The following is a 22,012-nucleotide window of genomic DNA, read 5'->3' as shown; positions in this document are numbered from 1 at the left end:
GGCCATGTTCGCCGTAACCGCCACACAGACCGATCCCGACAACCCTCTCGCCGGGCTGACGCTCGGCGAGCATCCGGAGCCGCAGGTCCCGGACGGCTGGACGACCGTCACGGTACGGGCGACCGCGCTCAACCACCATGACCTGTGGACGCTCAAAGGCGTGGGCATCAGGCAGGACCGCCTGCCGATCGTGCTCGGCTGCGACGCGGCCGGGGTGGACGCCGACGGCAACGAGGTCATCGTGCACGCGGTGATCGGCTCCGGGGCCGACGAGACACTCGACCCGAAGCGCTCGCTGCTGTCGGAGGTTCACGACGGCACGTTCGCCGAGCGGGTCGCCGTGCCGCGCCGCAACCTGGTGCCCAAACCGGCCGCGCTCACCTTCGAGGAGGCTGCCTGCCTGCCCACGGCCTGGCTGACCGCTTATCGCATGCTGTTCGACAAGGCCGGTCTCGAGCCCGGCTCCACCGTGCTCGTGCAGGGGGCGGGCGGCGGGGTGGCCACCGCGCTGATCGCGCTCGGCCGGGCGGGCGGCTACCGGGTCTGGGCGACCAGCCGCTCGGCCGCCAAGCGGGAGCAGGCCGTGAAGCTCGGCGCCGACCAGGTCTTCGAGCCCGGCGCGCGGCTGCCCGAGCGGGTCGACGCGGTCATGGAGACCGTCGGCCAGGCCACCTGGGACCATTCGCTCAAGTCGCTCAAGCCCGGCGGGCGCATCGTGGTCTGCGGCGCCACCAGCGGCGCGGTCCCGCCCGCCGACCTGAACCGGGTGTTCTTCCTGCAGCTCTCGGTGATCGGCTCCACGATGGGCACGCGCGACCAGCTCCAGCGGCTGGCCGTGTTCCTGGAGCAGACCGGGCTGCGGCCGGTCATCGACCGTACGATGCCGCTGTCGGACGCCCGTGACGGCTTCGCCGCCCTGGCCGAGGGCGACATTTTCGGAAAAATCGTCTTTACCCGCTGAATAAGTGAAGGGTTACTTTTGCGCATCCGGGATGATACAAAGAAGGTGAGGTTGTATCACCCCGGGAGGCGCCGTCATGGACGTCGAGCCGTTCGGCCCAGGCTCGTTGCACTGGGAAACCGCTGGTGAATACCGCAACCTGCTCGTGGCGGGCAGTGCGCTGGTCCTCCAGACCATGCACCCCGCGGTGGGCGCGGCCGTCGCCCAGCACTCCGTATACAGGCAGGACCCGTGGGGTCGGCTCAACCGCACACTCACCTCGATCCACACCTGGGTGTACGGCGGAGCGGACGGCCTCGCCGAGGGTGAGCGGCTGCGGGAACTGCACAAGCCGATCAGCGGGGTGGACGAGCAGGGCAGGTGCTACCACGCGCTGAACGGTGCGGCCTGGGCCTGGGTGCACCTGTCGCTGTTCGAGCGCTTCGTCACCCTCAACCGCTACTTCGGCACGCCCTACACCGAAGACGGTGAACGCCGGCTCTACGCGGAGACGCGGCAGCTCGGCGCGATCCTGCGGGTGCCGGAGCGGGAGATGCCGCCGACCGTCGAGGAGTTCTGGTCCTACTTCGACGAGATGGTGGCCGAGCGGCTGGAACCGCATCCGACGGCGCTCGACGTGCTCGCCGTCATGCGGGGGACCCCGATGCCGCCCGGGCTGCCCCGGCCGCTGCGGCGGCTCTGGGCGCCGGTGGGTGCCGGATCGGGGGAGATCAACTACTTCGTGACCGTGGGGACGCTGCCGCCCGCCGTACGGGAGAAGCTGGATCTACCCTGGTCGGCGCGGGACGAGCGGCGGCTGCGGCACCTTGGGCGGGCGGTGGCGATGCTCATCCCGCGCCTGCCGGAGCGGTTGAGATATATGCCGATGCCCTATCACGCGCGGAAGGCCGCCCGGAGCCTGCGGGGCCTGGAGCGGGCTCTTCGCTCGGCGTAGTGGCCGGCCCTGCCTGATCATGGCTTCAGGGAGTCGCGGATCTGCCGGGCGGCCTCGTCGAGCGTGGCGCGTACCTCGTCGATGGCCTTGCGGGTGAGCGGGGTGGCCGACGCCTCGCGGCGTACCTGGGCGACGAAGTCGGCCAGGCGCTCGCCCAGCTCGGCGTCCAGCTCGGCGCGGCTGGGCGGTGCGCCGCCCAGCGTGCTCCAGACCTCGGACCAGATCCTGCGCCACTCGCCGCCGAGCCGTTCGCCGTGGTCCTGCCAGTGTGTGGCATGCTCCATCCACTGGCGCTTCTGCTGCTCCTTGAGCCGCTTGATGTTGGCCTTCTGCTGATCGCGCAGGCGTCTGGGGTCGTCGACGGCGCGGACGTCCTTGGCCATCCGGGTGAGCTCGTCGCGCAGCGACTTGACCGTGTCGCGGACATCTTCCTTCACCTCGCGCGCGATGTCGCGCACGGAGGCGGAGATCTCCTGCTCCAGGTCGTCGAGCTCGTCGAGGCGGGCGTTGAGCTCGTCGCGGCCCCTGTCGGTGATCGAGAACACCTTCTTGCCCTCGACCACCTCGTGCGTCACCAGCCCCTCCTCCTCCAGGCGGGCCAGGCGCGGGTAGATCGTGCCGGGGGAGGGCGAGTAGACGCCGAGGAAGCGGTCCTGCAACAGGCGGATGACCTCGTACCCGTGCCGCGGGCTCTCCTCCAGCAGCTTCAGCAGATACAGCCGGAGCCGGCCGTGACCGAAGACAGGGCTCATCGTTTCTCCCCCTTGAGCAGCGTGACCTCGCCGGAGACCGTCGTCGCCGACACCGAGGCCATGCCGCCACCCAGCCGCCCGGACATCGACTTGGCGCCCGGACCGCTCGCGTCTGACAGGTTTTCGAATGTGCTGACCAGCCTGCCGGAAGTGGACCTCATGCTGACGTCCGCCTCCACGTTCTCGGGCAGCCTGACCAGGATGTCACCGGACATGCTGTGGAAGGTCACATATCCGGTCGGACGCAGCTCCAAGTCGGCGGTGATCCGTCCGGACACGGTGTTGGCCCTGAGCCGGCGCGGCGTCCCGTCGGCGACGGTGAGCTCGCCCGAGACACTCTTGAACGCCAGGTCGCCGTCCATCGTCCGGCACTCGACATCGCCGGAGACGGTCGTGGCGCTCACGTCGCCGCTCACACCGTCGAGCACGATGTCCCCGGAGACGCTCCTGACCTGGGTCGTCTTCTCGAACCCGGCCACGACCGCCGAGGCGGAGACGACTCCCGCGTTGATCGTGCACCTCTTGGGCACGGTGAGCGTCAGGACGCTCTGGCGCCGGTCGCGCCGCAGCCAGCCGAGCAGCCCGTCCCAGGTGAGGTCCTTGTAGGCGACGCTCAACTCCCCGCTCTCCTCGTCGTAGGTCACGATCAGCGGCGCGGAGTCGATCTCGGCCACCTCCAGCGTCGGTGGCCCGTCGCTGGCCAGCACGGCCACCCGTCCCGCGACGATCCGCACGTCAAGCGCGGTCACCGAACCGAACGTCAGCTGCTCCGGCCCCTCGATCGTCCACTGCTGCATGATCCCCGCCCTTCTGACGACACATCCACACGTAAGACACGATATGTCGCGTCTATCGAAAACTCAAGATGTATCGCGTCTGGGGGGTGATGAGTATTCGCGTCAGTCGTCCTCGTCGTCGAGCCGGGCCAGCCAGGTGGCCAGGCGCTCGATCGGGGTCTCGAACTCGGGGTTCAGATCGACGAACTCACGCAGCCGCTCACCCAGCCACAGCAGGCTGACCTCTTCCTCGCCACGCCGCTCGACCAGCTCCTCGATCCCCCGGTCGGTGAAGTACATGGTGCTCCCATTCATTGATTACGCAGCCGCGAGGTCAGGTCGTCGGCTGGGGTCCAGGCGTCGGCACGCCCACGTCTGACTTTAGTCAGGAGTCCGCGCTGCTCGAGATCGCGCAGGTCGGTCCGGGCGGTCTGCAGGACGACCTGGTGGCTGGCCGCGTGACCGGCGACGGTGTACTCGGCCACGGGATGGTTGCCGGCATGAGTCAGCAGCGCGATCTGGCGGCCGTTGAAGGCCCCGCTCCGCCCGCGGGCCAGACTCGCCCGCACCTCACGGGCCTGCTCGGCCTTCCTGCCGAGGTAGGCGTGGAGATCGTCGACGGCCCTTCTCAGCACGCCGAGCTGGTAGAGGACGAAGTAGGTGAGGTCGTTCTCGTCCTGCTCGACGTAGAGGAAGCTGCGCCCGTAGCGGGCGGGGGCGTTCTTCAGGATGCGCGAGATGGAGATGAACTCGGTCAGCAGTGAGCCCCCGCCAAAGGCGGGGGCTCACTGGGTGATGCCTGATCTAGCCGAACAGCTCGCTCAAGATGTCCTCAAGCTCATTGTCGTGGCTGGCGTGTGAGCCGGTCGCGGGTGAGCTGTTGGGGGTCCGCGAGACGCGGCGCAGGGAGCGGCCGCTCAGCAGGCCGGGGTCCTCGGCCAGCTTGAGCGTGAGGTATGGCCACGGCCCCATGTTGACCGGCTCGTCCTGTGCCCACAGCAGCTCGACCTGCGAGCCGTAGCGGGAGAGCTCGGCGGCGAGCTCCTCCACCGGGAACGGGTAGAGCCGCTCCAGGCGGACCAGGGCGACGTCGTTACGGCCCGACTTCTCGCGCCGGTCGAGCAGGTCGTAGTAGATCTTGCCCGAAGAGAGCACGACCTTGGTGACCTGGCCCGGGTCCACCGTGGTGTCGCCGATGACCGGCTGGAAGGTGCCCGTGGTGAAGTCGGACGCCTTCGAGGTGGCCCGCTTGTGCCGCAGCAGCGACTTGGGGGTGAAGACGACCATCGGCTTGCACCTGCCCGACTCGACCTGCCACCTCAGAAGGTGGAAGTAGTTGGCCGGGGTGGTGGGCTGCGCGACCGTCATGTTGTCGAGCGCGCAGACCTGCAGGAACCGTTCGATGCGGCCCGAGGAGTGGTCGGGGCCCTGTCCCTCCAGGCCGTGCGGCAGCAGCAGCACGACACCCGACTTCTGGCCCCACTTCTGCTCACCGGACGAGATGAACTCGTCGATGATCGTCTGGGCGCCGTTGACGAAGTCGCCGAACTGGGCCTCCCAAGCCACCAGGGCATCGGGGCGCACGACGCTGTAGCCGTACTCGAAGCCCAACGCCGCGAACTCGCTGAGCAGCGAGTCGTAGATGTAGAACTTCGTGGTGCCCTGGTTGAAGACCTTGAGCGGGGTGTGGTCCTCGCCGGTCACCCGGTCGACCAGCACCGCGTGGCGCTGGGTGAACGTGCCCCGCCGGGTGTCCTGGCCGACCACGCGGACCGGGTGGCCGTCGATGAGCAGCGAGCCGAAGGCCAGCGTCTCACCCATGCTCCAGTCGATCGCGTCCTGCTCGACCGCCTGACCGCGACGCTGCAGCACCGGCGCCAGGCGCGGGTGCGGCGTGAAGCCCTCAGGCAGGTTGAGCTGGGTGTCGACGATCCGCTTGAGCGTCTCGTCGCTGATCGCGGTCGGCGTGTCGTCGTGCGACCACTTGATCACCTCAGCGGGCGGCACCCGCATCGCACCCGCCTCCAGCGGCTTCTTCGCCGCCTCACGGGTCTCGGTGAACGCCTGCTCCAGCTTGGCCTGGTAGTCGCGCAGCGCCTGCTCGGCCTCCTCCACCGTGATGTCGCCCCGGCCGATCAGCGCCTCGGTGTAAAGCTTGCGAGTGGAGCGCTTGGCGTCGATCAGGTCGTACATCAGCGGCTGGGTGAAGGCGGGGTTGTCGCCCTCGTTGTGGCCGCGGCGGCGGTAGCAGATGAGGTCGATGACGACGTCCTTGCGGAACGTCTGGCGGTATTCGTACGCCAGCTCGCCCACACGGACCACGGCCTCGGGGTCGTCGCCGTTGACGTGGAAGATCGGCGCCTGGATCATCCGGGCCACGTCGGTCGCGTAGACGCTCGACCGGGACGAAGCAGGAGATGTCGTGAAGCCGACCTGGTTGTTGACCACGACGTGCACCGTGCCGCCGGTGCGGTAGCCGCGCAGCTGCGACAGGTTGAGCGTCTCGGCCACGACGCCCTGGCCGGCGAAGGCCGCGTCGCCGTGGATGAGCACCGGCAGGACCGTGAAGCCCTCCTCGCCGCGCTCCAGCAGGTCCTGCTTGGCGCGGACGACGCCTTCGAGCACCGGGTCGACCGCTTCGAGATGGGACGGGTTGGCCACCACGGAGGCGGCGATCGTCTTGCCGCTGGGAGCGGTGAACGTGCCCGACGCGCCCAGGTGGTACTTCACGTCACCCGAGCCGTGCGCCGTGCGCGGGTCGATGTTGCCCTCGAACTCGCCGAAGATCTGCCCGTAGGACTTGCCGACGATGTTGGCGAGCACGTTGAGCCGGCCGCGGTGGGCCATGCCGATGACGACCTCGTCGAGGTCCTCGTCGGCCGCGTCGCTGATCACCGAGTCGAGCAGCGGGATCAGGGACTCGCCGCCCTCCAGCGAGAAGCGCTTCTGCCCGACGAACTTCGTCTGCAGGAACGTCTCGAAGGCCTCGGCCGTGTTGAGCCTGCTCAGGATGTTGAGCTGCTCGTCACGAGCCGGGGAGGCGTGCGGCTTCTCGACCCGCGCCTGGATCCAGGAGCGCTCCTCGGGGTTCTGGATGTGCATGTACTCGATGCCGACGGTGCGGCAGTAAGAGTCGCGTAGCACGCCCAGGATCTCGCGGAGCTTCATCAGCGGCCGGCCGCCGAAGCCGCCGGTGGCGAACTCGCGCTCCAGGTCCCACAGCGTCAAGCCGTGTGACTGGATGTCGAGGTCGGGGTGCTTGCGCTGTTTGTACTCCAGCGGGTCGGTCTCGGCCATGAGGTGGCCGCGTACCCGGTAGGCGTGGATCAGCTCGATGACCCGCGCGGACTTGGCCACGTCGTCGTCGTGCGAGGTCGAGATGTCCTGGACCCAGCGGACCGGCTCGTAGGGGATCCGCAGCGCCTCGAAGATCTCGTCGTAGAAGCCGTCCTCGCCGAGCAGCTGCCGGTGGATCGTGCGCAGGAAGTCGCCCGACTGGGCGCCCTGGATGATCCGGTGGTCATAGGTGCTGGTCAGCGTCATGACCTTGGAGACGGCCAGGCGCGAGAGCGTGTCGGGTGAGGCGCCCTGGTATTCGGCCGGGTATTCCATCGCACCGACGCCGATGATCGTGCCCTGGCCGGGCATCAGGCGCGGCACCGAGTGGACCGTGCCGATGGTGCCGGGGTTGGTCAGCGAGATCGTGGTGCCGGTGAAGTCGTCGACCCCGAGCTTGCCGGAGCGAGCCTTGCGGACGACCTCCTCATAGGCCATCCAGAACTGCCGGAAGTCCATGTCCTCGGCGCCCTTGATGGAAGGCACCAGGAGCTGTCGCTCGCCGTTGCTCTTCTGGACGTCGATGGCCAGGCCGAGACCGACGTGCTGCGGCTTGACCAGGGTCGGCTTGCCGTCGACCTCGGTGTAGGAGTAGTTCATCTCCGGCATGGCCCGCAGCGCCTTGACGACGGCATAGCCGATCAGATGCGTGAAGGAGACCTTGCCGCCGCGACCCCGCTTGAGGTGATTGTTGATCACGATGCGGTTGTCGATGAGCAGCTTGGCCGGGATGGCCCGGACGCTGGTCGCACTCGGGATGACGAGCGAGGCGTCCATGTTGGCGGCGGTGCGTGCGGCGGCACCGCGCAGTTTGACCTCCTCGGCACCCGCGGGCACCGGGGCCGCGGGCTGCTTCGGCTTGGCAACGGGGACCGGAGCTGTCGGCGCAGCCTTCGCTGGAGCCGCCGCTGGAGCGGAAGCGGTCACACTGCCGTTCGCCGCCTCCTTGGCGGGCATCCTGCCCGGTCCGTAGTCAGGGTTGTAGTCAGCGAAGAAGTTCCACCAAGCCTTGTCAACAGACTCTGGATCTTGGAGATACTTCTGGTACAGCTCGTCGACAAGCCACTCGTTCTGTCCAAAGCTTGCCAGCGGGTTTGTCCGCGACGACTCAGACGACACGGCGGAAATCGCCCTCTTCCGCAGATCGGCGTTGATGTTAGAGAACCTGTCCAAGGTTACTCGTCTTGTTCGGCGGCGCGCGCAGGAGAGGCCATGCTGCCTCGTCTGATCCTCTCAGGAGAGTCCCAAGAGGTCACGACCCCCTAGTCAATCCAGGTGGTCCCGCGATTATCACCGTTTGGTATCAACAGCGGGGCAGCAGGTTTATTTCCCTCCAGGCACCACTCTGGTGCTGATTCGCACCTCAGGGGACAGCTCGGTCAGCAGGTCCGCCAGCTCCTCGCCCGCCTCCTTGAGCTCCTCCAGGGACATCGGTTCCAGCCGCTCCAGGATGAAGATCGCGTTGGTGGTCTCCTCGGTGAGCCGGGTGCGCGCCACCTGACGCCAGTTCCACCGGCGGCAGGTGACGCCGAGGTCGTCGCGCCAGATCACCTCGCCGGGCTCCGGCTGCCCGAGCGCCTCGTCCGACTCCTCGCCGCCGCCGGCCCTGACCAGCCGCGCCGGGCCCACGTAGCGGTCGAGGTCCTCGCCGCCGATCGGCAGCGCGTGCTTCACGCTGATCGAGTTGTACGCGTCCACGGCCTGGTTGATCTCCGGCAGTGGAAGCCTGCGGGTCAGGGCGTCGACGGAGGGCCTGGTCTTCTGCGGCTTGGCGCCGAACGCGCGGTAGGCATCCTTCCACGCGTCGATCTTCTCGGTCTGTACGGGCTGCTCCGCGGCCTCCGCGAGCCAGGCGCGGGAACGGTCGTCGGTCGGCCCGTTGCGCAGGCCGTGCGCCGTCATGAGCAGCACCGCGAAGTCGGGACGCAGGGCGAAGACCGCCTCGTCCACCCAGATGTCGTCAAGCATGCGTCCCAGCCTATTCGCCACGGGAGACCGCAAAATTCACTTTGCAAAATTGTCTTTGCGGTTTACGCTTCACGTGTGGAAGAGAAGTTCAAGATCAGCGATCCTCGGGTGCTCAAGGTGGTGGCGCACCCCCTGCGGGTGCGGCTGCTCGGCCTGCTGCGCGCTCACGGGCCCGCGACGGCCAGCGAGCTGGGGCGCGAGGTGAGGGAGAGCTCCGGCTCGACCAGCTATCACCTGCGCGAGCTGGCCAAGTACGGCTTCATCGAGGAGGACCCGGAGCGCCGCGACGGCCGGGAACGCCGCTGGCAGGCCCGCCACCGCTACACCTCCTGGGACAACCTGGAGATGGCGGCCACGCCCGAGGGGCAGGAGGCCGTCCGGATCATGCACCTGCGCCAGTTGGAGGCGTTGGGGCGGGCGTTCGAGGTGTTCGAGGCGGGGGAGTGGCCCGCTGAGCTGGTCGAGGTCTCCGGGATGAACGACCATATGGTGCGGCTGCCCGCGGCGGCCGTCCGTGAGTTCAGTGAGCGCGTCGACGAGCTGGTGCGGGAGCTCGGCGACCGTTACGCGGACGACCCCGACGCCGTGCTGATGAGCGTCTGGTCGGCGGTCTTCCCGCGTGGGCCGCAGGAAGAGCGGGAGAGCTGATGACCGCCCGATCCGAGGGAGAGCCGATGACGCCCCGGTCCGCGCTGCGCCGTTACCAACTGGTCAGCTTCCTGACCTGGCTGCCACCTGGCCTGTCGATGGCCGTCATGGTGCTGCTGATGACCGACAGGGGTCTCAGCCTGGCCCAGGTCGGGCTCGTTGTCATGGTGTTCTCGAGCGTCACCATCGGCCTCGAACTGCCCACCGGCGGCCTGGCCGACGTGATCGGCCGCCGGACGGTCCTGGCGATCTCGGCCGCGTTCACCGTCGTCGCGCTCGCGCTGATGGCGGTGTCGACCACGTTCTGGATGTTCCTGGCCACCTGTGTGCTCAAGGGCGTCGCCCGCGCCCTGTCCAGCGGCCCCGCCACCGCCTGGTACGTCGACACGCTGCACGACCTCGAAGGCCCGGGCGCCGACCTCAAGCCGGGGTTGGCACGCGGCGGCGCGATGGAGTCGGTGGCGCTGTGCCTGGGCGTGCTGGTGGGCGGGTTCGCGCCGCTCGCGGTGCCGCCGGGGGTGATGACGCCTCTCGCGGTGCCGCCGCTCCTGGGCGCGACGGCCGGGCTCGTGCTCCTGGCGGCGGTGCTCTTCGCACTCCCCGAGCCATCGCACGCGCACCGGTCGCCTGGGGTGTCGCGCGGTCGGTGGTCATTAGCGCGGGTTCTCCGGGACGTGCCCGCGACCGTCGCGGGCGGGGTGCGGCTGGTGGCAGGTGCCGCTGTGCTGCGCCGCCTGATGCTGGCCGCCGCGGCGTCGGGCGTCGCGCTGGTCGCCGTCGAACTGCTCACCCCCGGCCGGTTGGCCGCGCTGGCCGGTACGGCGGAGCTGGGCAGCACCGGCTATGCCATCGTGGCGGCGCTCGGGTTCGCGGGCAGCGCGGTGGGCAGTGCGCTCGCGCCCCGGGTGGCCGGGTTGGCGGGCGGTTCGGTACGTGGCGCGGTCGCGGGCACCGTCCTGACCGCGCTGGCCATCGCCGCCCTGGCGGCCACGGCCGGTTTGGACGGGCCGCCCGGTTTCGCGGCCACCGGGCTGGCCTATGTCGTCATGTTCTCGGGGCTGTCGATGGCCGGGCTGCTGTGCTTGGAGATGACGCACAATGCCGTCACGGCCGCCCAGCGCACGACCGTGACCTCGACGAGCTCCCTGTCACTGCAGGCAGGGGCGGGAGTGTCCAATGTGGTGTTCGGCACACTCGCGGTCCAGGCCGGTCTCTCGTCCACATGGTCGCTCGCCGCCGCGGTGGTGCTGGGCTCGGCGCTGCTGTTCGTCCGCATGCCCCCGTTGGCCGAACCCCACCGGCTCACAAGTGGGGGCGCTCCGGCCAAGAATGCGCACGTCACGGCGCCCAGCCCGGTGAGCCGGAGGAGCGTGTCCCTGGAGGGAGACCAGCCCCGCACGGAGGATGGGGCCGGCCCATGCGGGCCGTAAAAGGAGATGGGTTTTCAGGGGAGAGCGGGCACTGACGGCGCGGCGTCGGTCCAGCCGACCTGGAGCAGGGTTTCGGTAAGCGCCTTGTTCGGGGAGGGTTTGCCGTTCGGCTTGGTCCCTACGATTCTGGCAAGCAGCACCATCTTGTCGGTATCGACGATCAGCTCAGTCGTGGTGTTGATGGAGAGTCCCGCACCGGTCCTGCCCGCATGGTCCTTGACCTTCCCGAGGGAGCGGACGCCGGGCATCGTCAGCAGCGCCTGGTAAGCCGCGGCGCGGACCTCCTTCGGTGCGGGGAGGCTGTACAGGAGAAGGGGCAGCGACGCTGTCACATGGCCGTCGACGGCGTTCTCCGGAGTTCGTGAGACTCGCGCGGCCTTCGCGAGCCAGGCCTTCAATCCGCTCGGGTCCGCGGGCAACTGCTGAACCTCCTCGTACGTCAGCTTCTGCCCGGCCAGGAAGAACTCGTTCGTACCTTTCAGGAGTTCAACGCTGCCCTTTTCGGTTTTGGTGGACATGGACCCGGCCTTCCTGCCATCAGCCGTGCGGCTCCACTTGGCCGGGGAGCCGTCGCGGTGCCACGCCTTCTGGTCGGCCGCGCTCCTCGGATGTGTCCCCAGCGTCCGTTCCCCGAACCAGTACTTGCCGGCGGTCGAGATCCACAACTCCCTGATCACCTGCGTCTCCACCCAGTAGCGGTTCGAGCCGCTCCCGAGCTGCCAGGGATAGGTGTTCTTCGACAGCGTCCTCGTATGCCAGTAAGCGCCTTCCGCCGGAGTCGTTACCGCGGCGGTGAGCCGCAGGTCCGGCGGGTCCAGGAGCCCCGGCGCGGTCGGCAGGCCCAGCAGGGCGATGGCGCTCACCGCAGCCAGGCCGATCCTGACGGCGAGCATCGGCCGGGTCGGGGTGGTCACGAGTTTCATGACTCCCTATACGCCTGAGCGAGTCGCGGGGTTGCCTGTGGGACAGCCATTTGTGCGAGGCAACGCCCGGCGCGGCCCAGGCGTATTAGAAGGCGTGAAATCGGACGGACAGGCGTGAGCGGCGCCGAGGAACAGGAATTCGCCGCGTTCGTGGCCGCACGCGGCACGAGCCTGTTGCGGGTCGCCTACCTCACCTGCGGCGATGAGGCCGAGGCGGAAGACCTGCTGCAGACGGCGCTGGAGCGCACATACCGAAACTGGGACCGGGTGCGGTACGCCACCCCCGAGCCCTACATCCGCCGCGTCATCGTCAACACCGCCATCAGCCGGGCCCGGCGCCGGGCGATCCTGCACATCATCCCGACGCACACCCCTCCGGATCAGGCGGCGCCGGAGACCGACGTCGACCTGCGCCGCGTGCTCATGGACGCCCTGCGCGCCCTGCCTCCCCGGCAGCGCGCGGTGATCGTCCTGCGGTACTGGGAGGACCTCGGCGAGACGCAGACCGCCGAGATCCTCGGCTGCTCGGTGGGCACGGTGAAAAGTCAGGCGTCGAAGGCGATGGCCAAGCTCCGTACGGCGCTCGGCGACGGAACACTGGAGGGAGTGATCAGGAATGTCCACGCTTGAGGACCACCTTCGCCAGATCATGGCGGACGAGACCGCGAAGTTGCGTGCCGCGCCCGATCTCGTGGATCGGGTGCTCCGATCCAGGCGGAGGAAGAAGCGGCGGGTCAGGTTCGCCGCCTTGGCCACGTCGGTGGCCGTCGCCGCCGCCGTGGTGCCCGCCTACCTGGTCCTCGGCCCGGGCTCCTCGATCGTGCAGGGACCGGGACTCGGGCCCGGCGAGCCGGTCGTGACCGTCGAGACGTCGCAGCCGGACGTCCCCGCCATCGACGACACCCCGCCCGCCCGGCCCAAGGATCTCGGGGACCTGGGCGACGGAAAGGCCTTCGGGCACGTCAAGGTGGGCTACCTGCCCAAGGGGCTGCGGTGGCACCACTGGTCCGTGGACTTCGGAGACAGCTACTCGACCGCGTGGAACTACGACGGTAAGGCGAGCAGTTTCTACTGCGTCCAGATCTACGTGTACGAAGGTCAGGCCGTTCAGGAGGTCGATGACAGCGAGCAGACGTACCGCGACAAGAAGAAAGGCAAAGAGGTGGCCGTCGGTGACCGGACCGGCTACCTGATCGTGCAATGGGTCGGCGAGGACGGTATGAAGGGCACCCCGACCCTCTTCCTGAACATGGGCGAGGGGCGGCGGGCCGAGGTGATGTTCAGCCCGGTCTACGCCAAGAAGCTCGGCGCCACCAAGACGAACCGCGAGCTGTTGAAGATCGCCGAAGGGCTCACGGCCGACTGAGATCAGGCTCGCTCCCGGCGAAGGCCGGGATCGCGTACAACCTCCGCGCGTCTCTTCAGTAGAACATGGTTCGGGCACAATGCTGTGCATGGCGAAGTTCGTGGTGACTCCATCCAGCGAGACCCAGCGCGCGGCGTGGCTCGGCGGAACGATTCCCGAGGTCGAGCGGGTGCGGCCCGGACTGTGGTCGGTTCCGGTGCCGATCCCGGTGAACCCCCTGCGTTACGTGCTGGTCTACGTTCTTGAACTGCCGGACGGGGTCGCCATCGTCGATGCCGGATGGAACACCGACGAGGCCTACGAGGCGCTCGTCGCGGGACTGCGGGTCGCCGGGTACGCGATCACCGATGTCAAGGGCGTCCTGGTCACCCACATCCATCCCGATCACTACGGCCTGGCGGGGCGGGTGCGGGAGATGTCGGGCGCGTGGATCGCCCTGCACCCCGCCGACGCGCGCCTCGTCCACGACCGGTATGACGACAGCGCCATCGACTCGCTGGTCCAGCGCGAACGGGCGCTGCTCGTCCGGTCGGGGGTGCCCGAGCTGACTCTGGACGAGCTGGCCGGCGCCTCGATGATGATCAGGCACATGGTGTCGATGGCCAAGCCCGACCGGCTGGTCGAGGACGGAGACCGGCTGGACCTGCCCGGCTGGGACCTGCGGGCGATCTGGACTCCCGGGCACTCGCCTGGTCATCTCTGCTTCGTGTCGCCGTCCAGGAAGCTGCTGTTCTCCGGCGATCACGTGCTGGCCAAGATCACGCCGATGGTGGCCGTGCACCCGCAGTCCGCGCCCAACCCGCTGGCCGACTACCTCGACGCGCTGGCCGCCGTACGGAAGCTGGACGTGGAGGAGGTGCTGCCCGCGCACGAGTACCGGTTCCTGGAACTGGCCGAACGGGTCGACTACGTGATCGCGCATCACGAGGAGCGGCTGGCGGAGATCGAGCGGGCGATCGGGGCCGCCTCCGGCGGGGTCTGCTGCTGGGACATCGCGACCGGCCTGACCTGGGCGCGGCCCTGGGAGACGATCCCGCCGTTCATGCGGCGGGCGGCCAACAACGAGACGCTGGCGCACCTGGTGTGGCTGGAGTCGCGGGGGCGGGCGCGGCACGTTCCGGGCGAGCCGGACTTGTGGTTCGCGGGCGTCTGACCAGCGGTCTCAGTAATTTCATGTAAACCAAGTAGGAAATGTTGACTTCCAGCTCATGCCTGCGTAGCGTCGTATGCATGAGCCCGGACTTGACCCGGCGCGCGCATGTCGACTTCTGCCGCGTCGTCAGCGCACAGTGTTACTGATCACGACTTAGTCCCCGTCCCCCCTTATTTGAGGACATCTCGTGATCAGACCACTTTCCTTCATCCCCCTTCTCCTCGCCGTCACGGCCGTCACGGCGTGCGGCACCGCCCAGGGCTCCGCCGAAACCCAGGAGCTGCGTTACCAGGGCAGCGTCGGCGCCGTCACCTTCCCCGAGCTGGCCGAGGAGCTCGGCTATCTCAAGCCCGTCAAGCTCAAGTGGATCGGCAACACGACCAGCGGACCACAGGACATCCAGACGGCCGCCACGGGACAGAGCGACTTCGGCGGCGCGTTCAACGGCGCCGTGGTCAAGCTCGTCGCCGCCAAGGCCCCGATCAAGGCGGTGATCAGCTACTACGGCAGTGACCAGTACGCCTACCAGGGCTTCTTCACCCTCCAGGACAGCCCGATCCACACCGCCCGCGACCTGATCGGCAAGAAGGTCGGCATGAACACCCTGGGCGCCCACGCCGAAGCCGTGCTGAAGGAATACCTCAAGCGCGGCGGCCTGACCCCGGCCGAGGTCAAACAGGTCGAACTGGTCGCCGTACCACCCGTCAGCACCGAGCAGTCGCTGCGCCAGAAACAGATCGACGTGGCCGTGCTCGGCGGCATCCTGCGTGACAAGGCGCTGGCGCGCGGCGGTCTCAAGGCCCTGTTCAAGGACGTCGACCTGTTCGGCAACTTCTCGGCCGGAACGTACGTGCTCACCGACCGCTTCATCAAGCAGAACCCGAACACGGCCAAGAAGTTCGTCGAGGCCACTGCCAAGGCCATCCAGTGGACCCAGACGCACAGCCGGGACGAGGTCGTGGCGGAGTTCAAGAAGATCATCGCCAAACGTGGCAGGAACGAGGACGCCACCGCCGTCGGCTTCTGGAAGAGCAGCGGCGTCGCCACCAAGGGCGGGGTGATCGCGCCGCAGGAGTTCCAGCGGTGGATCACCTGGCTGGAGGACTCCGGCGAGATCAAGCCCGGCCAGATCAAGGCCCAGGACGTCTACACCAACGCCTACAACCCGTTCGCCTCGGGAGGCTCCCGATGAAGATCGAGTTCGTGTCCGTGACCAAGGAGTTCGCCGTGCGCGGCTCCGACCGGCCCTTCACCGCCGTGTCCGACATCTCGCTGGACGTGGCGGAAGGGGAGTTCCTCACGCTCGTCGGTCCCAGCGGGTGCGGCAAGTCCACCCTCCTCGACCTGCTCACCGGCCTGACCCTGCCCACACGCGGCGAGATCCGCATCAACGGCGTGCCCGTCTCGGGCCCGGGGCTCGATCGAGGCATCGTCTTCCAGCAGTACGCGCTGTTCCCGTGGCGTACCGCGGTGGCGAACGTGGAGTTCGGGCTGGAGGCCAAGGGGGTGCCGCGGCGCGAACGCCGTGAGCGCGCCCGCGGCTACCTCGACCTGGTCGGGCTGCGCGGCTTCGACGAGCGCTACCCGCACGAGCTCTCGGGCGGCATGAGGCAGCGGGTCGCCATCGCCCGCAGCCTCGCCTACGACCCGGACATCCTGCTCATGGACGAGCCCTTCGCCGCCCTGGACGCCCAGACCCGCGAGTCCCTGCAGGAAGAACTGCTCCGCATCTGGAACAAGACCGGCAAGACCATCGTGTTCATCACCCACGGCATCGACGAGGCGGTCTACCTGGGGCAGCGGGTCGCCGTCATGACGCCCAGCCCCGGCCGCATCCGGGCCGTGGTGCCGGTCTCGTTCGCCTCCCGCGAAGGGGATCTGCGGGCGGATCCGGTGTTCGGCGAGTACCGGCACGCGATCTGGACGCTGTTGCGCGAGGAGGTGACCTCCGTTGGCCAGACCCTCACTCAGCTCGGCCGGCCTCTCGGCCTCCCCGCTTGACGACGACCACCTCCACTCGTCCGCCGTCACGACCATCACACCGATCCCTCAGCCCGTCAGTCCCGCCACGGGTCGACGCCGCAGTCTCTGGGGCGTCGCCCGCCGGGCGTTCAACGCGTCCGCCGCGATCGTCGTGCTGGCCGCGGTCTGGGAGATCCTCCCCAGGGTCCAGGTGGTGGACCCCACCTTCCTGCCCCCGCTGAGCGACGTCCTGGCCGCCTGGTACGACCTGCTCCGAGGGGGCGAGCTGGTCGAGCACGTTCAGGCCTCCCTGGTCAGGTCGCTGGCCGGGTTCGGGCTGGCCATCCTGACCGCCACCCCGCTGGGCCTGCTGATCGGCTGGTATCGCCCGGTGGCCGAGTTCCTGAACCCGGTCCTGGAGCTCTTCCGCAACACCGCCGCCCTGGCCCTGTTGCCGGTGTTCGTGCTGATCCTGGGCCTGGGGGAGACGTCCAAGATCTCGATCATCCTGTACGCCTGCGCCTGGCCGATCCTGCTCAACACCATTGCGGGCGTCAAAGGGGTCGACCCGCTCCTGATCAAGTCGGCGAGGTCCCTGGGACTCGGGCCGTTCCGGTTGTTCCAGAAGGTCATCCTGCCCGCGGCGGTGCCCACCATCTTCACCGGCATCCGCCTGGCCGGGGCGTACTCGATCCTCGTGCTGGTCGCCGCCGAGATGGTCGGCGCCAAGGCGGGGCTCGGCTACCTCATCAACTACGCGCAGTACAACTTCCGGGTGCCCGACATGTACGCGGGGATCATCACGATCTCGGTGCTCGGCCTGCTGTTCAACCTGCTCCTCGTACGCCTGGAGCGCCGCTTCTCCACCTGGAGGACCACGTGACCATGCACCTGAACGCCTTCTTGATGGGCGTCGGCCACCACGAGGCCGCGTGGCGGCACCCGCTGACCGAGCCGAGCCGCCTCACCGACATCCGCCATTACCAGGAACTGGCCCGGATCGCCGAACGCGGCAAGCTGGACTCGGTGTTCCTCGCCGACGGCCTCGCCCTATGGGGAAATGTCCGGCACAACGCGCTGGGCGGGCTGGAGCCCCTCACCCTCCTCGCCGCCCTGGCCGCCGTCACCGACCACATCGGCCTGATCGCCACCGTGTCCACGACGTACAACGAGCCGTTCCACGTGGCGCGCAAGTTCGCCTCGCTGGACCACATCAGCGGCGGCCGGGCGGGCTGGAACATCGTCACCTCCGCCGGCGAGGCCGAGGCCCGCAACTTCGGCATCGAACGCCCGCCGCACGGCGAGCGCTACCGCCGGGCCGAGGAGTTCCTGGAGGTCGTGAACGCGCTCTGGGAGAGCTGGGCGGATGGGGCGGTCGTCGGCGACCGGCGAACCGGCGTCTACGCCGACGTCTCGCGGATCAAGCCGATCGACCACGTGGGCACGCACTTCAAGGTGCAGGGCCCGCTGAACATCCAGCGCTCACCCCAGGGCCGCCCCCTCCTCGTCCAGGCCGGGTCGTCGGAGGACGGCAAGGAGTTCGCGGCGAGGTTCGCGGAGGCGGTGTTCACCGCGCAGCAGACCCTCGAAGACGCCCAGGAGTTCTACGCCGACCTCAAGGGCAGGCTCCCCGCGCACGGGCGGCTGCCGTACGAGCTCAAGATTCTGCCCGGCATCTCGCCCATCATCGGCTCGACCGAGCGTGAGGCGCTGCGGCTGGAGAAGGAGCTGGAGGACCTCATCGTCCCGGCGTACGGCGTGCAGCAGCTCTCGAACATCCTCGGCGTGGACCTCACCGCCTACCCGTTGGACGGTCCATTGCCCGACATACCCCCTAACCCGGACGGCCAGCAGAGTCGCATCAAGCTGATCAAGGACCTGGCGGGCCGCGGCGATCTGTCGATCCGCGAGATCATCAACAAGCTCGCCGGCGGCCGCGGCCACCGGGTCGTCGCGGGCACCCCGGAGCAGATCGCCGACCAGCTCCAGGAGTGGTACGAGAACGGCGCGGCCGACGGCTTCAACATCATGCCCCCGTACCTGCCCGGCGGCCTTGCGGACTTCGTCGACCACGTGGTCCCCGAGCTGCAGATTCGCGGCCTGTTCCGCAAGGACTATGAGGCCCGCACCCTCCGCGACCACTACGGATTGGCGGCCGCTTCGAACATCGTGGCTTCGGGAGTGTCCTCGTGAGCATCGTCACCGTCGTCGGCAACCCGCGTCCCGGGTCTCGCACGTTGGGGGCGGCGGTCGCGGCCACTGACGCCATAGCCGCCCGGCTCGGGCACACGGGGGCGAGGGAGGTCATCGACCTGTCGACCCTCGCGCCGACACTGCTCCAGCCGGAGACCGACGCGAGCCTGGAGATCGCCCTCGAACTCCTCACCAGCGCCTCGGTGGCCGTCGTGGCCAGCCCCACTTACAAGGCGACCTACACGGGCCTGCTCAAGGCCTTCCTCGACCGGCTGCCCCCGAACGCCCTGGCCGGCACGGCGGCCCTGCCGATCCTCGTCATGGGCCACCCCAAGCACGCGCTGGCGGTGGAGGTCCACTTCCGCCCCCTCCTGGTGGAACTGGGCGCTTTCGTGCCCACCCCGGGTCTGGCGCTGCTGGAGTCAGAACTACCAGGCGCCGAGCCCTTGGCTCAGTGGGCAGATCAGGTCGCGCCGCAGATAGCCGCCAGGGAAGGAGCCCTGAGATGACCATTTCACTGGACACCGACCAATTCCGTACGGCCCTGGCCCAGCACGCCGCCGGCGTGGTGATCGTGACGGCCAGACCGGAGGGCGTCCCGGTGGGCCTCACGGCGACCTCGTTCTCCTCGGTCAGCCTGGACCCGCCGCTGGTCTCCTTCTATGTCGACCAGTCGTCCACCACCTGGCCCTGGCTCCGGCTGGCCGACCACTTCGCGGTGAACGTCCTGGCCGGCGACCAGCACGACCTGGCCACCCGCTTCGCCCGCCGAGGCATCGACCGCTTCGCCGCACCTACGCGGTGGCGTCCCGGCCCGCACGAGACGCCGTTGCTGGAGGACGTTTCAGCGCACCTGATCTGCATTCCGCACACAACCGTGGAGATAGGCGACCACACCCTGGTGGTCGGCCTCGTCACCGCCGCCTCCACCACCCCGGCTCGCCCGCTCCTCTACCACCGCGGCCAGTATGGGCGATTTCTTCCGCATAACTAACTCTTTTTAAAACCAGAACCCCTTTTCTTTTTTACGGCCAGCATGGGCCAGCCCCACCCGCCATACGGGGCTGGGCTCTGTCCAGGGGCACGCTCCTCCGGTGGAGAGGGCTGGGCGCCGTGACGCGCGCACTGTTGACCAGGGCTGCCGTCATTCGTAAGCAGGTGTTCCCGGTCACTCGTGAGCAGGTGTCTCTGGCCATTCGTGAGCGGCTGTCTCCAGCTCGACATGCGGGAGGTAGTGGGCGTCTTGTCCCGGAGGGAGGTGGGTTTTGCTTGGGGGTGGCCGTGGTCTCACTGTCTCGTCGCGGTGGCCGGCCCCGCACACCTCAGGAGCGTATCCCTGGACAGGGGCCAGCCATGGGCGGTGGGTGGGGCTGGCTCATGCTGGCCGTAAAAAAGAAGAAAAAGAAGAAGCTCGCGTGGGACAGCACCGATGACAAGAAAGAAAAAAATATCTCTACTTCTATAAAATATCTCTACTTCTATCTGGTGCGGACCCGGGCGCGGGCGGTGGGAAGCGGCAGGTCGAGGATGGTGCATATGCCGGGCGGGGCGGCGCAGACGGAGGGGATGGTGTTGATGGCGTGGGCGGCTGCGGCGGCGAGGCCGTGGGAGACCTCGTCGATGGACATCGTCATGTGCGGCACCCCCTCGATGTGGATCGCGAAGCCCGGAGCCGGCCAGCGAGCCACCTTGCCGGCGTCGGCCTTGTAGATCACCTCGACCGTCATGAACGGCCGCCCCCGCACCAGGCCCGAGAACACCCAGCGCGACGCGCACACCGCCCCCTCCTCGACCAGGCCGGCCGCGATCTCGAACGGCTGCCCGGCCACCTCGAACTCGTCCCGCTCCTCCACCTCGTCGAGGTGCACGTCGAGTGCGTCGGCCACGAGTTGCACGCTCTCGGCGAAGAGGGCGCGCTGGAAGGTCCGGAACGGCCGGACCGCCGCCGTGTAGTCCTTGGCCGTGCGGGTGAATCCGATCAGGTCCACCACGACCTGGCGGGACGGGTGGCCGCGGAAGTCCGATGATTCGCGCACGTAGATGTGGTCGACCCGGTCGGCCAGTCCGGTCAGCGCCAGCGGCAGGAAGTCGCTCATGAAGCCCGGGTTGATGCCGGTGCCGTGGAGCGTGGTGCCGCCCTTGTCGCAGGCGGCCTCGATGCGCTCCACCACCCGCGGGCCGTACGACTTGGGATAGACGAAGCCGGTGGTCGTGATGACGTTCTTGCCCGAGGCGAGCAGCGCGCAGATGGTCTCCAGGTCGAGGGTCCGGTCGGGGCCGAAGAAGGAGGCCGGCAGCGGCATGTGGAGGACGCAGTCGGCGTCGATGGCCATGACGCGTTCCGGGTCGCCCGTGCAGGACACGCCCGTATAGGGCAGGCCGACCAGTTCGCCGGCGTCCTTGCCGATCTTGTCGGGGTCATAGACCAGGACCCCCGCGAGCTCCAGCCCCGGCCTGCTGAGCACGCTGCGCAGCGCGTAGCGGCCGACGGCTCCGGTGGCCCACTGAACCACGCGAATGGGCGCGTCTACCGGCATGTCCGGCCTCCCAGGCCCGGTGGAGGGCGGACGGGTGCTGGAGGGCGCCGCCCGTGCGGAGCCCAGAACTCTAGCAGATAATGAACCGGTCAATCACTATCCGCGACGATCAGTCACAGTGCAGCGGACTCGGGTTATTGTGCCAGTACTAGAACGTTGTTCTCCTGCGCTGGAGGTTCGATGCTTCGGTTCGATGACAGGGTCGCGATCATTACGGGAGCCGGGCACGGTCTCGGCAGGTCGCACGCGCTCCTGCTGGCCGAGCGGGGTGCCAAGGTCGTCGTGAACGACCTGGGCGGCGCGCTCGACGGTAGCGGCGCCTCCGCGGGTCCCGCCGCCGAGGTGGTCGAGCTCATCACCAAGAACGGTGGCCAGGCCATCGCCAATGCCGACAACGTGGCCACGCCGGAAGGGGCCAGGGCGATCGCGCAGGCCGCGATCGACGCGTTCGGCAGGATCGACATCGTCGTCAACAACGCGGGCATCCTGCGCGACAGGTCGTTCGGGAAGATGACGGTCGAGGACTTCGACGGGGTGCTGGCCGTGCACGTGCGCGGCTCCTACCTGGTCAGCCAGGCCGCCTACCCGTACATGAAGGAGGCCGGCTACGGCCGCATCGTCAACACCTCCAGCCCCGCGGGCCTGTTCGGCAACTTCGGCCAGGCCAACTACTCCACCGCCAAGATGGGGCTGGTCGGCCTGACCAAGACGCTCGGCATCGAGGGCGCCCGCAGCGGCATCAAGGCCAACGCCATCGCGCCGATCGCCTGGACGCGGATGACCGAGTCGTTGCTGCCGGCCGAGTTCGAGGCCAAGTTCACGCCTGAGCGGGTCAGCGCGCTGGTGGCGTACCTGGTTCACGAGTCGTGCGCGCCGAGCGGCGAGGTGTTCAGCGTCGGTGGCGGCCGGGTGGCGCGCGTGTTCGTGGCCGAGGGGCCCGGCTGGAAGTCCGACGACCTCACGCCGGAGTCGCTCGCGGACAACTGGGACGCGGTCATGGCCGAGCAGCCCTACGTGCTGTCGGCCGCCGACTCGATGAAGGCCATGCTCTAGAGACGCCGGGGCTACCTGCT

Annotated in this window: 22 protein-coding genes; 14 read left to right on the top strand and 8 right to left on the bottom strand. The window is 68.5% G+C overall.

From position 1 onward, the window contains the following. The first annotated feature begins 4 nt into the window (after positions 1–4). Positions 5–961: a zinc-binding dehydrogenase gene (locus tag KLK06_RS36285; RefSeq protein WP_214640131.1), complete on the top strand. Its 957-nt coding sequence runs from the start codon at positions 5–7 to the stop codon at positions 959–961. 76 nt (positions 962–1,037) lie between these two features. Continuing rightward, entirely contained in the window at positions 1,038–1,895 is an 858-nt protein-coding gene (locus KLK06_RS36280) for an oxygenase MpaB family protein (RefSeq protein ID WP_214640130.1), read from the top strand. A 17-nt stretch (positions 1,896–1,912) separates the two neighbouring features. Here the strand turns inward: KLK06_RS36280 and KLK06_RS36275 are convergent, their stop codons facing one another. The 6 genes from KLK06_RS36275 to KLK06_RS36250 all read right to left on the bottom strand — a co-directional run bounded on the left by KLK06_RS36275 (position 1,913) and on the right by KLK06_RS36250 (position 8,727). Then, complete coding sequence (locus KLK06_RS36275; protein ID WP_214640129.1) at positions 1,913–2,647, bottom strand: PadR family transcriptional regulator; 735 nt, start codon at positions 2,645–2,647, stop codon at positions 1,913–1,915. Further along, positions 2,644–3,444, bottom strand: a complete 801-nt coding sequence (locus KLK06_RS36270) for a DUF4097 family beta strand repeat-containing protein (RefSeq protein ID WP_214640128.1) — start codon at positions 3,442–3,444, stop codon at positions 2,644–2,646. Before KLK06_RS36270 ends, KLK06_RS36275 begins: the two co-directional genes overlap by 4 nt. Positions 3,445–3,546: 102 nt before the next feature. Then, positions 3,547–3,723 carry a DUF6104 family protein gene (locus KLK06_RS36265; protein ID WP_181308704.1) on the bottom strand — a complete coding sequence of 59 codons (177 nt, stop codon included), beginning with the start codon at positions 3,721–3,723 and terminating at the stop codon, positions 3,547–3,549. A gap of 11 nt (positions 3,724–3,734) precedes the next feature. Further along, positions 3,735–4,058 carry a hypothetical protein gene (locus tag KLK06_RS36260; protein WP_214640127.1) on the bottom strand — a complete coding sequence of 108 codons (324 nt, stop codon included), beginning with the start codon at positions 4,056–4,058 and terminating at the stop codon, positions 3,735–3,737. A 169-nt stretch (positions 4,059–4,227) separates the two neighbouring features. Then, positions 4,228–7,878 (bottom strand): multifunctional oxoglutarate decarboxylase/oxoglutarate dehydrogenase thiamine pyrophosphate-binding subunit/dihydrolipoyllysine-residue succinyltransferase subunit, encoded by a 3,651-nt coding sequence (locus KLK06_RS36255; RefSeq protein WP_214640126.1) that lies wholly within the window; start codon positions 7,876–7,878, stop codon positions 4,228–4,230. Positions 7,879–8,082: 204 nt separating this feature from the next. Beyond that, positions 8,083–8,727, bottom strand: a complete 645-nt coding sequence (locus KLK06_RS36250; RefSeq protein WP_214640125.1) for a phenylalanine--tRNA ligase beta subunit-related protein — start codon at positions 8,725–8,727, stop codon at positions 8,083–8,085. Positions 8,728–8,802: 75 nt separating this feature from the next. On the opposite strand from KLK06_RS36250, the gene KLK06_RS36245 reads away from it, so the two are divergent. Then, entirely contained in the window at positions 8,803–9,375 is a 573-nt protein-coding gene (locus KLK06_RS36245; protein ID WP_308168602.1) for a winged helix-turn-helix domain-containing protein, read from the top strand. A 26-nt stretch (positions 9,376–9,401) separates the two neighbouring features. After that, complete coding sequence (locus KLK06_RS36240; protein ID WP_214640124.1) at positions 9,402–10,805, top strand: MFS transporter; 1,404 nt, start codon at positions 9,402–9,404, stop codon at positions 10,803–10,805. A gap of 14 nt (positions 10,806–10,819) precedes the next feature. On the opposite strand, the gene KLK06_RS36235 is transcribed toward KLK06_RS36240, so the two are convergent. Further along, on the bottom strand, positions 10,820–11,728 hold the full coding sequence (locus tag KLK06_RS36235; RefSeq protein WP_214640123.1) for a hypothetical protein: 909 nt from the start codon (positions 11,726–11,728) through the stop codon (positions 10,820–10,822). 114 nt (positions 11,729–11,842) lie between these two features. Here KLK06_RS36235 and KLK06_RS36230 point away from each other — a divergent pair, with 114 nt between their 5' ends. The 9 genes from KLK06_RS36230 (at position 11,843) to KLK06_RS36190 (ending at position 19,396) form a co-directional block, all read left to right on the top strand. After that, the gene (locus KLK06_RS36230; RefSeq protein ID WP_214640122.1) at positions 11,843–12,358 is read left to right on the top strand and encodes a SigE family RNA polymerase sigma factor; all 516 of its coding nucleotides are present in this window, start codon (positions 11,843–11,845) and stop codon (positions 12,356–12,358) included. Further along, on the top strand, positions 12,345–13,094 hold the full coding sequence (locus KLK06_RS36225) for a hypothetical protein (protein ID WP_214640121.1): 750 nt from the start codon (positions 12,345–12,347) through the stop codon (positions 13,092–13,094). Before KLK06_RS36230 ends, KLK06_RS36225 begins: the two co-directional genes overlap by 14 nt. An 88-nt stretch (positions 13,095–13,182) precedes the next feature. Beyond that, a complete protein-coding gene (locus KLK06_RS36220; protein WP_250906541.1) occupies positions 13,183–14,247 on the top strand; it encodes an MBL fold metallo-hydrolase in 1,065 nt (354 codons plus the stop codon). A 187-nt stretch (positions 14,248–14,434) separates the two neighbouring features. Beyond that, the gene (locus tag KLK06_RS36215) at positions 14,435–15,439 is read left to right on the top strand and encodes an ABC transporter substrate-binding protein (protein ID WP_308168601.1); all 1,005 of its coding nucleotides are present in this window, start codon (positions 14,435–14,437) and stop codon (positions 15,437–15,439) included. After that, positions 15,436–16,248 carry an ABC transporter ATP-binding protein gene (locus KLK06_RS36210; protein WP_214640119.1) on the top strand — a complete coding sequence of 271 codons (813 nt, stop codon included), beginning with the start codon at positions 15,436–15,438 and terminating at the stop codon, positions 16,246–16,248. Before KLK06_RS36215 ends, KLK06_RS36210 begins: the two co-directional genes overlap by 4 nt. Beyond that, entirely contained in the window at positions 16,199–17,092 is an 894-nt protein-coding gene (locus tag KLK06_RS36205) for an ABC transporter permease (protein ID WP_250906540.1), read from the top strand. Before KLK06_RS36210 ends, KLK06_RS36205 begins: the two co-directional genes overlap by 50 nt. 2 nt (positions 17,093–17,094) lie before the next feature. Next, positions 17,095–18,402 carry an LLM class flavin-dependent oxidoreductase gene (locus KLK06_RS36200; RefSeq protein WP_214640204.1) on the top strand — a complete coding sequence of 436 codons (1,308 nt, stop codon included), beginning with the start codon at positions 17,095–17,097 and terminating at the stop codon, positions 18,400–18,402. After that, on the top strand, positions 18,399–18,911 hold the full coding sequence (locus KLK06_RS36195) for an NAD(P)H-dependent oxidoreductase (RefSeq protein ID WP_214640118.1): 513 nt from the start codon (positions 18,399–18,401) through the stop codon (positions 18,909–18,911). The genes KLK06_RS36200 and KLK06_RS36195 overlap by 4 nt, the downstream gene beginning before the upstream one ends. Beyond that, positions 18,908–19,396, top strand: coding sequence for a flavin reductase family protein (locus tag KLK06_RS36190; RefSeq protein WP_214640117.1), 489 nt, complete (start codon positions 18,908–18,910; stop codon positions 19,394–19,396). The genes KLK06_RS36195 and KLK06_RS36190 overlap by 4 nt, the downstream gene beginning before the upstream one ends. A gap of 484 nt (positions 19,397–19,880) precedes the next feature. On the opposite strand, the gene KLK06_RS36185 is transcribed toward KLK06_RS36190, so the two are convergent. Next, a complete protein-coding gene (locus KLK06_RS36185) occupies positions 19,881–20,939 on the bottom strand; it encodes a dihydrodipicolinate reductase (protein WP_214640116.1) in 1,059 nt (352 codons plus the stop codon). Positions 20,940–21,119: 180 nt separating this feature from the next. Between KLK06_RS36185 and KLK06_RS36180 the strand changes: the two genes are divergently transcribed. Continuing rightward, positions 21,120–21,992, top strand: coding sequence for an SDR family oxidoreductase (locus tag KLK06_RS36180; protein ID WP_214640115.1), 873 nt, complete (start codon positions 21,120–21,122; stop codon positions 21,990–21,992). The last annotated feature ends 20 nt before the right edge of the window (positions 21,993–22,012 follow it).

The organism is Nonomuraea sp. NEAU-A123 (assembly GCF_018603905.1).
Lineage (GTDB): Bacteria > Actinomycetota > Actinomycetes > Streptosporangiales > Streptosporangiaceae > Nonomuraea.
Note: the sequence above shows the minus strand (reverse complement) of the source record. Positions and strands in the feature narration are given on the sequence as shown.